Source organism: Pseudomonas sp. MPB03, from assembly GCF_046605385.1.
GTDB classification, from domain to species: Bacteria; Pseudomonadota; Gammaproteobacteria; order Pseudomonadales; family Pseudomonadaceae; genus Aquipseudomonas; species Aquipseudomonas zanjanensis.
Genome location: NZ_CP176770.1, coordinates 397501 through 410530, shown reverse-complemented (window position 1 = coordinate 410530; position 13030 = coordinate 397501). Strand labels below are relative to the sequence as shown.

General features: G+C 60.5%; 7 protein-coding genes and 3 rRNA genes (1 of these 10 cut by a window edge). 1 reads left to right on the top strand and 9 read right to left on the bottom strand.

Annotated elements, in window-relative coordinates; genetic code table 11:
• Positions 1-41: 41 nt before the first annotated feature.
• Positions 42-1574, top strand: coding sequence for an FAD-dependent oxidoreductase (locus ACLH0I_RS01775; protein WP_411386127.1), 1533 nt, complete (start codon positions 42-44; stop codon positions 1572-1574).
• Between the two features lie 69 nt (positions 1575-1643).
• Here the strand turns inward: ACLH0I_RS01775 and pgaD are convergent, their stop codons facing one another.
• From pgaD to ACLH0I_RS01730, 9 genes are all read right to left on the bottom strand, one after another.
• Complete coding sequence (gene pgaD / locus ACLH0I_RS01770; protein ID WP_411386126.1) at positions 1644-2150, bottom strand: poly-beta-1,6-N-acetyl-D-glucosamine biosynthesis protein PgaD; 507 nt, start codon at positions 2148-2150, stop codon at positions 1644-1646.
• A complete protein-coding gene (gene pgaC / locus ACLH0I_RS01765; RefSeq protein WP_411386125.1) occupies positions 2147-3502 on the bottom strand; it encodes a poly-beta-1,6-N-acetyl-D-glucosamine synthase in 1356 nt (451 codons plus the stop codon). The genes pgaD and pgaC overlap by 4 nt, the downstream gene beginning before the upstream one ends.
• 1 nt (position 3503) lies before the next feature.
• Positions 3504-5501 (bottom strand): poly-beta-1,6-N-acetyl-D-glucosamine N-deacetylase PgaB, encoded by a 1998-nt coding sequence (gene pgaB / locus ACLH0I_RS01760; protein ID WP_411386124.1) that lies wholly within the window; start codon positions 5499-5501, stop codon positions 3504-3506.
• A gap of 12 nt (positions 5502-5513) precedes the next feature.
• A complete protein-coding gene (gene pgaA / locus ACLH0I_RS01755) occupies positions 5514-7994 on the bottom strand; it encodes a poly-beta-1,6 N-acetyl-D-glucosamine export porin PgaA (RefSeq protein WP_411386123.1) in 2481 nt (826 codons plus the stop codon).
• Between the two features lie 243 nt (positions 7995-8237).
• Entirely contained in the window at positions 8238-9743 is a 1506-nt protein-coding gene (locus ACLH0I_RS01750) for a YdgA family protein (protein ID WP_250965505.1), read from the bottom strand.
• A 157-nt stretch (positions 9744-9900) separates the two neighbouring features.
• Entirely contained in the window at positions 9901-10536 is a 636-nt protein-coding gene (locus ACLH0I_RS01745) for an NADH:ubiquinone oxidoreductase subunit N (RefSeq protein ID WP_411386122.1), read from the bottom strand.
• A 177-nt stretch (positions 10537-10713) separates the two neighbouring features.
• Positions 10714-10829: ribosomal RNA gene (rrf, locus tag ACLH0I_RS01740) — 5S ribosomal RNA — on the bottom strand.
• A gap of 106 nt (positions 10830-10935) precedes the next feature.
• A 5S ribosomal RNA gene (gene rrf, locus ACLH0I_RS01735) occupies positions 10936-11051 on the bottom strand.
• 157 nt (positions 11052-11208) lie between these two features.
• Positions 11209-13030, bottom strand: a 23S ribosomal RNA gene (locus tag ACLH0I_RS01730) (it continues 1070 nt past the right edge of the window).

The following is a 13030-nucleotide window of genomic DNA, read 5'->3' as shown; positions in this document are numbered from 1 at the left end:
GCCCTGGGACTCCAACGGGAAACGCCAGCCGGAGAACGATCATGTCTCTGCATCAAGTCGCCCGTTTCGCCGACGTTCGCGAAGACCGCGGCCTCGAAGTCAAGATCAACGACACCCCTATCCTGCTGCTGCGTGCAGGCGACCAGGTGCGCGCCTTCCAAGGCAAATGTCCCCATGCCGGCGCCCCCCTGGCCAAGGGCGCGGTGTGCCATGGACGGCTGATATGCCCATGGCACAAGGCGGCGTTCCGGGCTGAAGACGGCGCCCTGTGCGAGCCGCCGGCCCTCGACAGCCTGACGCGCTATCACGTCGAGGTGCGGGACGGTGACGTCTGGGTCGATGACCAACCACTGCCGGCCGATAAAGTCCCGCCGGCCGATGATGCGCGCACGTTTGTCATTATCGGTGCCGGTGCGGGCGGCACGGCTTGCGCGGCGGCGTTGCGGGAGAAGGGCTTTGGCGGACGCATCCTGATGATCGACCGCGAAGCCGAAGCCGGCTACGACCGCACGGTGCTGAGCAAATACGTGTTGGCCGGCGACATGGCGGTCAACGAGACGGCGCCGCTGCGCGATGAAACTTACTTCACCCAGCAACGCATCGAAAGGCTCCATGGCGAGGCCACCCATTTGGACCCTGGTGCCCGGCAAATCCATCTCGCCGATGGCCGGCGCCTGGACTACGACGCCGCGCTCATTGCCACGGGCGGGGAGCCGAAGACGCTAGCGCTGCCTGGCATCGATTTGCCGCAAGTCTTCGTGCTGCGTTCGATCGCCCACGCCCGCCAGATTCTCGACGCGGTCCGGCCAGGGCAACGGGCGGTGGTCATCGGCGACAGTTTCATTGCCCTGGAAGTCGCTTCGTCCCTGCGCAAGCGCGAGCTGAGCATCACTGTCCTGGCCCGGCACCCGGTGCCGTTCGCCGCGCAGTTGGGGGAGAGCGTCGGCCAGGCCATCCTTGCCCGGCACCGGGCCAACGGCGTGGTGTACCACACCGACGGCGAAGCGGCGCGGATCGAGGGCTCGCACAAGGTTGAAGCCGTGGTGCTGGATAACGGCCAGCGTTTTGCCGTGGACCTGGTGATCATCGGCGTCGGCGTGCGCCCGGCCACCGAGCCGTTTGCACAGCTGCCGCGGGAACAGGACGAGTCGCTGTCGGTTGACGCGGGCATGCGTGTGGCGGATGGCGTATGGGCCGTGGGTGATATCGCGACCTTCCCCCTGAACGGCGCGCCTGTGCGCATCGAACATTGGCGCCTGGCCCAGCAACAGGCGCGCATCGCCGCCGCGAACATGCTCGGCGGCGACGAGCACTATCTGGACGTGCCGTTTTTCTGGACGTATCACTTTGGCAAACGCTACGACTACCTCGGCCACGCCGAGCATTGGGATGAGGTCGAGTTCAAGGGTACGCCCGAGCATCCGCCCTTTATCGCCTTGCTGGGCAAGAACGGCCTAGTCGCCGCCGCCGTGGCCTGCGATGAAGGCCGGGCGATGGCGGCGCTGGCCCAGCGCATGAAACAACCGTTGCCGGTGGACGAGGCGTGGCGGCTGATCCGGGATTTTTCGTCCTAGCCCCAAATTCCCTGTGGGAGCGCGCTTGCTCCGGGCGGCGATCCGACGAAAGCGTCGGCACAGCTTGCATCAATGCACGGACTGATCAGCCGGCAAGTGAATCACCCGTGGCCGCTCCAACGGCGCCAGGGGCGGAGGTTGCAACTCCGGACTGAGTAGGTGGAAATGCGGCACGACGTGGCTGATGTCGCCTTCCTGGTTGTTGTGGATGATCTTCGAGCCGGGCTGGCGCAAGGTGTCCAGACGCTCGTCGGTCAACTTGAAACTGGCGCTCAAGCCTTGGTCGTCTACCACCGGCGCCGGAAGTCGACGCTGGGCGAAGCTGCGGCTTTTGCGCTGTTGATAACGGGCCCAGGCAATCAGCAGCACCGCGTTGACCAATGCAATCCAACCATAGACCTGCAAAGTCGCCAGGGTGTCGAACAGCGCCCCGCCCAAGCGCGGGCCTGCCTGGCTGTCGAGCAGCGGCCATAGCCCATTGACCAGCAAATACAAGAGCCCCACCCACGCCAGCACGGTGAAAAGCGCATCGATGACCACCAGAAAAGGCCGCTGCCGGGTCCTGATAATTTTCATCGGATCACGTCCTCTTCCTGATCGTCGAACGGTTTGATGCCGCGATCCGGACTGATCCAGCGCGCACGCTTCTGATGCTGCCCGAACAGCACTTTAGGAAAGCTCACCAGGGTGGTGAACAGGCTGATCAGCCAGAACACCAACGGGTACCAGACCACCCAGAACATGATGTGCCACAGGCCTTTTTCGTAGCGCCGGTCGATCAGGATGCTCACCGCGAATTGCAACAGGCACACCACCGCCAGCAACAGGCCGGTGAAGGCCGGCGGCATCAGGTGATCCACGGCAATGGCGGCTGGCATCTCGACGAATTTACCGGCGCCCCAGAAGATCACCGACAGCAGGAAGGTGAACGCCCAACCGGTGGACAGGCAGTATTCGAACAGCAACGGCCACAGGTAGCGGTGGCGGTATTGCCAGATGCCACGGATGTTCTTGAACAGCACCTCGGCGCCGCCCTGGGCCCAGCGCAGCCGTTGCCGCCACAGGCCGCGCAGGGTTTCAGGCATGAGAATCCAGCACAGCGCACGGGGCTCGTAGAAGATGCTCCAGTGATCCAGCTGCAGCTTCCAACTGATGTCGATGTCTTCGGTGATCATGTCCGGGCTCCAGTAGCCCACCCGGTGCAGGGCCGTGCGACGGAACGCGACAATCACGCCGGACACGGTGAAGATTCGCCCGAAGACCCGCTGGGTGCGCTTGATCAGGCCGATGATCGAGGAAAACTCACCGACCTGGACCCGACCGATCAACGTTGAACGGGTGCGGATGCGCGGGTTGCCCGTCACCGCGCCGAGGCGGGCGTTGTCCAGCATCGGCGCCACCAGGTAGGCACAGGTGTTCGGCGCCAGCAGCGCATCACCGTCGATGCACACCAGGTATTCGCTGCGCGCCGCGATGGCACCCATGCGCAGCGCCACGGCCTTGCCCTGGTTTTCCGCCAGGTGCAGGACGCGCAGGCGCGGGTCTTCGGCCGCCAGTTGATCGAGCATCTGGGCGGTGTTGTCTTTGGAGCCGTCGTTGATGGCGATGACTTCGATGTTCGGATAATGCTGGCCCAGCGCCGCGTGAATGGTGTCGGCGACGTTGTCGCCTTCGTTGAAGCACGGGATCAGGATGCTGATCAGCGGCTCGCCTGCCAGGGCCGGTGGCAAGGTGTCGTCCTTCCACGGCCAGTGACGCTCCCAGTGCAGCCAGAAATACAGGCCGCCGGCGATCCACAGCCCGGACATGAACAGCGGGTAAAAGAACACGAAGTCCATCAGGAATTGCCCGGTGACCAGGAAGATCAGGCCCAGGGGCACCCCAAGGACGATCGCCAGCACCAGCAGGGCGAGCAGTCTGTCGAGCATGTCAAGGATTCCACTTGTTGGAGAGCGCCGGCCGCACGGTTTTCACGGCAGGCTGGTCTTCGATGAAGTTGTCCGGGTAGTAGCCGAAACTGGTCACGCCTTTGCGCTTGAGACGTCCCATCCAGTCGGCCAGTTGTTTGCCGTCGATGTCGCCGGCCGGCTTGCTGTGCCAGTCACGAGCCTGCAATTCGAACACCGTGCGCTTGAGCGCGCCGGGGCGAGCCTTGACGGTGTCCACCAGGCGCTCGAGCCAGGGGCCGGATTGTTCGGGGGCCTGCTTTTCCATCAGCGGCATGGCCATCGGTGCCGTCCAGTCGTAGGCGCCGAGGAAGTCGTCGAGGTTCTGGGCGAACCAGGCTTCGCTTTCCGGGTTGAGCATCGGTTCGGCAAAGATGTTGCGCGCCGTCAGGATCTGCGGGCCGCGAATCGCCCGCACCTTGGCGGTCAGCTCATGGGTGAAGTCGATCAGGTAGCGGCTCTTGAAGCGGGTCCAGCGCTGCATCGCCGCAGGATCGTCCCGCAGGGCGGCGATGGACGTCGGCAAGCCGTGGGCGGCATAGACTTTCAGGGCTTCGGGGCTGGCATCCTCGAAATCGGAGAACACCGCGTCGTCATGGTACAAAACGCCATCCAACGAGCTCATCCGCGCCAGGTCCTGGTAGATTTCGCCGATGACTTGGCGCACCTTCGGGTCAAATGGCGACAGGCGCACGTATTGGTCCGGGGCGACGCCGATCTTGCCGGTTTCCGGGTCCCAGCGCTGGACCCGTGGCAGTTTCGCGTCCAGGGCGAAACTGAGCACCGGCATCCAGGCATAGACCTTGGCATTGGCCCGGGTACGCAACTGCCAGGCAACCCGGTCAAACAGGTCAGCGCGTACCGGCAGGTGACGGTTGGGGAAGTACAACGAATGCACGAGGCCGTCGCCTTTCGGATCGGCGAAGGCTTGGAGAAATACGGTATTGGCGCCCAGGTCGGAAATGCGCTGGACCAGCTTGCCGACGTTGGCTTCCTGCTGCACCGGGTCCGCGTCATAGACGTAATCCAGATCGACATGCACAACGCGCATCGGATCCATCGTCTGCACGGACACGATGCTTTCGGCGAAATGAGCGCCATCGGGATCGGACGCCACCAGGAAGCGTGGGCCGCTCATCAGGTTATCCAGGCTGTCGAGGCCGTCCTCCAAGGTCAGGGCCATTTGATAACCCTCGCTGCCAATCACCTGCAATGCCGTGCCGTCAGCTTCACCGTAAGGCCAGACCCAGACGCGCGGGCGGTAGCCGGCGACCTTGCGGATCTTCTCGGATATGGCCGCCACGTCCTTGCGCAGGCGGGCCTGGAAATCGGCCTCGGTCTCATAACGACCGGTGGCGGGGTCGTAGCGCCGGGTGGTCGCGGCGGGTTGCTGGTTACCTTGCGGGTTGGCGAGGATGCCCTTGTGATTGGCGTCGGTGTGGGCGGCGATTTCCACCAGGCCCGATTTCGACACCTCGCGGATCTGCTCCCAGGTCAGGAACTCGGAACGCTTGCGCGGCACCCCCGCAAAATCCACGGTTTGGTTCAGCGGCGTATCCACCCAACTGCCGACCGGGGCGAGAATCGCCGGCCAGTTATAGGCACGCAGGATAGGCATGACACGGGTATAGAAGCTCGAATAGCCATCGTCGAAACTCAGCAGCACCGCACGCGGTGGCAGTTCCGGGCCGCCATTGCGGGCGGTGATGATCTGGTCCACCGTGACCGGCTGGTAGTTGTTTTCTCGCAGCCACGCCAGCTGTTCGATCAAGCGTTCGGTGCGCACGGCCACCAGTGCCTGGTCCGGGTCTCGGTCGTCGACATCGTGGTACGCGATGCCAAGCACGTGGTTCTTCGGCCACGGGGCGTCATTGGCCGCCAGCGGACGCTGCGAAGGTGGCGCGAAGGCCGGGGCTTGCTGGGCACAAGCGCTGATCAGCAAGGCCCCCAGCAGAAGGATGAATCGCGAAATGACAGGCATCTTCAAACTCTTCTAGAAGCGATAGGTGAGGTCGACAAGCAGGCGCAGATCGCTTTCACGATCGCCGTCGTAGGGGCGGTTGAGCCAGCTCAGCGCGGCACCGGCTTCCAGTACGTCGTTCCAGATGAAACGCTGACCGTAGCTGAGCAATCCCATGGCCCCCGTGCCGTAGTCGCGCTGGCTGTAGGTACCCGCGCCGGCCTGGAATTGCTGGCTCCACGTGGTTTCGTAGCGGCGGTACAACACGTGGTTGGCGCTCACGGTCGGCATGACGCTGAAATCCGATTCCGGATTGAAATAAGGCACTTCGTTGGAGCCGCTGTTGCGGCTGGCGCCCACTTCCAGGCCCAGTTCCACCTGCAGGCGCGGCGCGCTGTAGATGCCCTCGCGACCCGTCAGCATGGCTTCGAGGCGATTGTTGCCGTCGCTGAAATGGGACGGGTTGACAGCCAGCCGCCACTCACGGCTTTCATGGGCACGCCACCGGACGAAGCCGCTCCCGCCATTGGCGCGAATACCGCTGTTGAGGGCCCGCAGCGGGGTATTGGCCGAGAGATAATCCAAACTGCCGCCGTACTGCCAGTGATCGTCGATGTCCCGAGCCACCGCCACGCGCGCGCCCTGTTTGTCACCGGAACCATAAGAGTGATTGGACACCTCGGCCTCCAGCGTCATGTCGCGGGTGCGACGTTCCACACCCAGGCGCTGCCAACGGTGATGGCCGGTGCCTTCCTCGAAATCACCGGTGGCGTAGCCGGCACCGCCGAACAACCGCCAGTCTTCATCGATGGGCGGGCTGTAGAGCAGCGTTTCGATGCCAAAGTCCCGGCTGCCAGTGACTGCACCGGCGTCACCGCTACCACCGCCATAGCTCTTGCCGGTGTAGGCCTCAATGCGCAGCTCGGCCATGTCGTGGACCTCACGCTGGCGTTGCAGGCGTTTGACGTGGGCATTTTCCGGGTAGCGGGCGACCACGTCGTCGGTCAGCGCATCCATCTGCCGCCATTCCTGCAAATCCATGGCGGCACGCGCCTGGGCGACTTCCAGATCACGGTTGCGCGGGATCGTCGCCTCGACTTCCTTGAGCAGGCTTTCCGAACGGCGCGGCCAGTCACGGGCCTGGTACAGATCGGCCTGGGCCAGGCGCATCCCGGTGTTGCCGGGGCCTTGGCTGACCAGGGTTTCCAGGCGGGCTTCGGCGGAAGGCAGGTCGGCGCCGTAGGTGCCGGCCTGGGCAGCGAGTTGCTGGGCGTCCATCCATTCATCGTTGGGGTTGCCGATCGGCAGCCCCTTGAGCTCGACGCGTGGACGCTGGGCTTTCGCCATGTCTTCGGCCAGGGCACGGGCCTCTGCGGATTTTTCACTTTCCAACAACGCGTAGTAGAGCGCGGTGCTGTCTTCAAAGCGCTCCGCAGGATCGGCATCCGGCGCGATCAGGACCCGGCGGTACAGGTCGACGGCAATCTCCGGCTCTCGCTGTTCCAGATAAGAAGAAGCCACCCAGCGCAGGGCATAGGTAGGAATGCTCACACCCTCGGCGAGCAACTTTTGATATTCGGTAATCACTTCGGCACGACGGGCACGGGCATTGAGAGCGCCCATGCGATCGATGCGCCAACGGAGCACGTCGTCTTTGGCTTCGGCTACCGGAGTCCAGGTGGCGAGCAACTTGTCGTAGTCGGCCAGGGCGCGGTCGGCAATGACGAAGCGCTCCTGTTCGCTGCGGCTGGCCATGTCCGCCAGGCGCACCCGTTCGGCCGCGACGTCACCCTCCAGGCGCCGCTGCACGCCACGGTCGATCAACCCCGGCTGTAGACGCGCCAGGCGCAGCGCCGGCTCCGGCAGCCGCGCGCGTTGCAGGGCGTAGATGTATTCGCGTGCCACCTCTGGGCTGTTGCCGGCGCGGGTGAAGGCCTGGTCGTATTCAAACAGCGCTTCGTGGGGGCTGTCGGCGCGGGTCAAGGCATAACCCAGGGCCAGCCGACGCATCGGATCTGTTGGCTTGGCAGCCACCAAGGCCTTGGCGCGCGTGACAGCTTCGTCGGGCCGGCCTGCATCGGCCTGGGTCAAGGCCAAGCCGAGTTGCAAATCAGGATTCTGAGGGTCGATCACCAAGGCCTGGCGGTACAGCTCGGCCGCCGAATCCCAGCGCTTGAGGTTGCGATAGGCACGCGCCGTTGCAGTCAACGCCTGGACGGGCAGCGTTCGATAACGGCCTTGGGCCTCATAGACTTTCACCACCTCGGCGTCGAGACCGGCCCAACTGGCGATTTGCAGGTGGTCACTGATCTGCGCGGCGCTGGCCTGGTCGGCCGGCACCTGGCGCAGCGCGCTCAGCGCAGGCGTGTAATGGCCCGCCCGGGCATCGAGCACCATTTGGTCATAGGCGGTATCGGCAAGCACCAGCATCGGCCAGCACAATTGGCTGCACAGCGCGACGCGAAACAACGGGCGCAAACCACGATGAATAAAAGGACCCACAGTACGCGGCATTCGTCAGCATCCTTACATGGCCAGCCGGGTCGCAGTGCCCCCTTGCCCATCAAACAGGAAGCCGGATCAAGGAATCCAGCCAAGCTCTAATGGGCCTAGTCTTGCACTCTCGGAAGGGGCATATTCAGGAACGCCACAATTCTTCAGAATCGATACAGATTTCGGCGCAGGGCTGATCGGTGGCCATAAAAAACCCGGCCCATGCGTCATGCACGGGCCGGGCTTGGGGTATTGCTCGAATGCTTACTGGAGGGCGACGCCACCACCCAGCTTGCTCATCACGAATGCCGTGAATTGCTCAACGGTCATTTTCTGGCCGTTGAAGTCGACCTGATTGTTGGCATAGTGCAGCTTGGTGACCACATCGTTGCCTTCAAGGGTCGCCAGCTGAGTACCCACTGCCATCGCACTGAACATGTCGCTGGTGGCGGTGGCTTGATCGGCGATCAGCTTGGCATCCGTCTGGCCTTCCATCTGTGCCTGCACGGTCATCAGGTCCACCAGCATCGGCTTGGAAACCTTGAGATTGAAATCCAGCAGGGCGAGCAGCTGACGGCCCAATTCATCCGGTGGCAAGTCCATGGACTGTGGCTTGGCCAGATCAACGATCAGGCTGGCACGGCTTTCACCGTTGGCGGTGTTGAACGACAGGTTTTCCAAGGCCACTTGCGGAGCACCGGCCAGGAGTTTTTCCAGATCGGCCTTGACCTGGGCTTCCTCGGCTTCGGTCAGGCTCAACTCTGGTGCTGGCTCACCGGCCGCAGCAGCCTCGGCAGCGGCTTTTTCGTAGGGTTGCAGCTTGGTCTGGTAAATCTGCATCAGCGACATGGTGGCCGGGATGTCCAGGTTCTTCAGGCTGACCGCCATCTGCGCCGAACCAATGGTCTTGTCGTTGAACGACAACTCACCGATCTTGTAATCGGCACGCCCCGAAGCGCTGGTGCCGTTCTCGCTGCTGCTGTTCTTCATTTCGAAGTTCTTCAGGCCCAGCACCGACTTCGGCTCGCCAAAGGTGGCCTTGGTGCTGCTCATCAGCAGGGTGTTGTCACCCATGTAGTAACCGTAGGTGCTTTTGCTCAGGTTACTGGCCAATGTCAGGCCGTTCAGCTCGACCTGCACAGGTGTCTGGTCTTCGGCGACGGTGGTCAACTTGAAGCTGTCCATGTAGCCGTCAGCCTTGACTTTCTGTCCCTGGGCGCTGGCGGCCACGTCGATCTTCAGGCCGGAGAAGGTGAGCTGGGATTGCTCATCCAGCTTCGTCTCCAATGGCAGCAGCTCGTAGGTGCCGTTGATGGACTCGTCGTAACCCAGGTTGACCACGCCTTTGAGCGGGGACTGATCCTTGGTGGCAGCGAACCACTTGTCTGTCAGTGGATTGCGCTCGAGAGCGGTATGACTGGTAGCCATGACCGGCAACCACTTGAGCGTAATCAAACGCGAGAATGGCAGTGGGCCGTGCTCGATCCGGTCGACGAAGAGCAGCTCGACCGACTCACCACCGAATATCTCGCCTTCGCCTTTGAGGCGGTAGTGGGCGGTGCTGCTGAATGTGCCACGGTCCATGGAAACCAGCTCCAGGGCGGCAGTGCTGTTGGATCCGGACAAGGCTGTTTGCATCTGCTTATTGCTATCGGCAATAGCATTTTTCAACACGCCTTCGAGTTTGGTTCCGGTGTACCAGGCGCCACCCGCGCTGATAGCTCCGACAGCCACAACGATTCCCAGAAGTACGCTTGCTGATTTATTCATGAGTAACCCGATCGATATCCATGGTTGAAGAAAGCCGTCGTCTTCCCTGACCCGCGAAGGGTGTGGCTCGACGCCGTAAAGAGGAGGGGAGATTACCATCAGGCACCCTTGCGGGCCCAATGTTTATAGGGGTAAAAGCATTTTCTTGAGAGGTGGTCTACGAATATTGGACTTCGATCTCGTCGAGCTGATGATCGAAAGTCTTGAGTCGGGCCGTCCAGGTGTACACCAGCACTTCAAAATCGCGATTGATCACCGCCGCACCCGATGACTCTGCGCGTGAATCGCAAAAGTCCAGTTGATAGCGCTCCCGGGCCATGGCGTTCGCCACGTCACACAATTCACGGGCGTTGTTGAGCCAGTGCCAGCCTTCTTGGGTGACTTGCTTGTCCAAGGCTGCGCATTGGGTTTTCAGAGCCTCCAGGCTTTTCTCCAGCGGGGTGCCGGTGAGTTCGCCCATGACTTCCTGGAAGGTGCGGCCTGGCTGCCAATAGCTGCCCCAGAAATAACGGTCAAACACCGTTTCGACACGGCGCAGCGCCACTTTGGTGTCCCAAATCAGCACCAGGGTCTTGCCTTGCTCGAGGTGTTTTTTCTTGATGCGTTGGCCCTGAAGCGATGCCCAGGCCACGATTACAATGGATATCACGCCAATCAACGCCGCAGCGCTATCGAGGAACAATAGCGCCTTGTCGATCTGGTGAGTGAGCATGACGCCATAGAAATAAGTGGCTGACAGCAGCAGTAATGCCGCAGTCGCACACCAAAAGCCGGGAGCATAAGGGTTTTTCATTATTGGAATCCCCATGACCAGTGACCGTCGCGGGCTTTTGGGTCACCAAAGCCCGACTACAACAGCATAGCAACGGCATTGGGGGTTTGCCGGGGCATCAGAGGCTCGATCCGATTACCGGCCCAAAAACGACAAAACCCCTGTCTGCATCAGCAGACAGGGGTTCTGGGAATTCAATCTTGACGATGACCTACTCTCACATGGGGAAACCCCACACTACCATCGGCGATGCATCGTTTCACTGCTGAGTTCGGGATGGGATCAGGTGGTTCCAATGCTCTATGGTCGTCAAGAAATTCGGTGTCCAACCCGTTCAACAGCAACGTGTCGGTAAAATCGATGACTTTTACTAAAACAAAACCCCTACCTGCATCAGCAGATAGGGGTTTCGGAATTTAATCTTGACGATGACCTACTCTCACATGGGGAAACCCCACACTACCATCGGCGATGCATCGTTTCACTGCTGAGTTCGGGATGGGATCAGGTGGTTCCAATGCTCTATGGTCGTCAAGAAATTCGGGTACCGAATCGTGGCCTGGTGGCCTCGCTTCAGCAAATTGGGTATGTGACAGCTTTCGGTGTTTTGTGAGATTCGAACTTTCGGTTCGTTTCGTCTTCACACACCGCAATCTGGTGCTCTTTCGAGTCAGCAAATTGCTTGGGTGTTATATGGTCAAGCCTCACGGGCAATTAGTACAGGTTAGCTCAACGCCTCACAGCGCTTACACACCCTGCCTATCAACGTCGTAGTCTTCGACGGCCCTTCAGGGGACTCAAGGTCCCAGTGAGATCTCATCTTGAGGCAAGTTTCCCGCTTAGATGCTTTCAGCGGTTATCTTTCCCGAACATAGCTACCCGGCAATGCCACTGGCGTGACAACCGGAACACCAGAGGTTCGTCCACTCCGGTCCTCTCGTACTAGGAGCAGCCCCTCTCAAATCTCAAACGTCCACGGCAGATAGGGACCGAACTGTCTCACGACGTTCTAAACCCAGCTCGCGTACCACTTTAAATGGCGAACAGCCATACCCTTGGGACCGGCTTCAGCCCCAGGATGTGATGAGCCGACATCGAGGTGCCAAACACCGCCGTCGATATGAACTCTTGGGCGGTATCAGCCTGTTATCCCCGGAGTACCTTTTATCCGTTGAGCGATGGCCCTTCCATACAGAACCACCGGATCACTAAGACCTACTTTCGTACCTGCTCGACGTGTCTGTCTCGCAGTCAAGCGCGCTTTTGCCTTTATACTCTACGACCGATTTCCGACCGGTCTGAGCGCACCTTCGTACTCCTCCGTTACTCTTTAGGAGGAGACCGCCCCAGTCAAACTACCCACCATACACTGTCCTCGATCCGGATAACGGACCTGAGTTAGAACCTCAAAGTTGCCAGGGTGGTATTTCAAGGATGGCTCCACGCAGACTGGCGTCCACGCTTCAAAGCCTCCCACCTATCCTACACAAGCAAATTCAAAGTCCAGTGCAAAGCTATAGTAAAGGTTCACGGGGTCTTTCCGTCTAGCCGCGGATACACTGCATCTTCACAGCGATTTCAATTTCACTGAGTCTCGGGTGGAGACAGCGCCGCCATCGTTACGCCATTCGTGCAGGTCGGAACTTACCCGACAAGGAATTTCGCTACCTTAGGACCGTTATAGTTACGGCCGCCGTTTACCGGGGCTTCGATCAAGAGCTTCGCGTTAGCTAACCCCATCAATTAACCTTCCGGCACCGGGCAGGCGTCACACCCTATACGTCCACTTTCGTGTTTGCAGAGTGCTGTGTTTTTAATAAACAGTCGCAGCGGCCTGGTATCTTCGACCGGCGTGGGCTTACGCAGCAAGTGCTTCACCCTCACCGGCGCACCTTCTCCCGAAGTTACGGTGCCATTTTGCCTAGTTCCTTCACCCGAGTTCTCTCAAGCGCCTTGGTATTCTCTACCCAACCACCTGTGTCGGTTTGGGGTACGGTTCCTGGTTACCTGAAGCTTAGAAGCTTTTCTTGGAAGCATGGCATCAACCACTTCGTCACCCAAAGGGTAACTCGTCATCAGCTCTCGGCCTTAGAATCCCGGATTTACCTAAGATTCCAGCCTACCACCTTAAACTTGGACAACCAACGCCAAGCTGGCCTAGCCTTCTCCGTCCCTCCATCGCAATAACCAGAAGTACAGGAATATTAACCTGTTTTCCATCGACTACGCTTTTCAGCCTCGCCTTAGGGACCGACTAACCCTGCGTCGATTAACGTTGCGCAGGAAACCTTGGTCTTTCGGCGTGGGTGTTTTTCACACCCATTGTCGTTACTCATGTCAGCATTCGCACTTCTGATACCTCCAGCAAGCTTCTCAACTCACCTTCACAGGCTTACAGAACGCTCCTCTACCGCATCACTTACGTGATACCCGTAGCTTCGGTGTATGGTTTGAGCCCCGTTACATCTTCCGCGCAGGCCGACTCGACTAGTGAGCTATTACGCTTTCTTTAAAG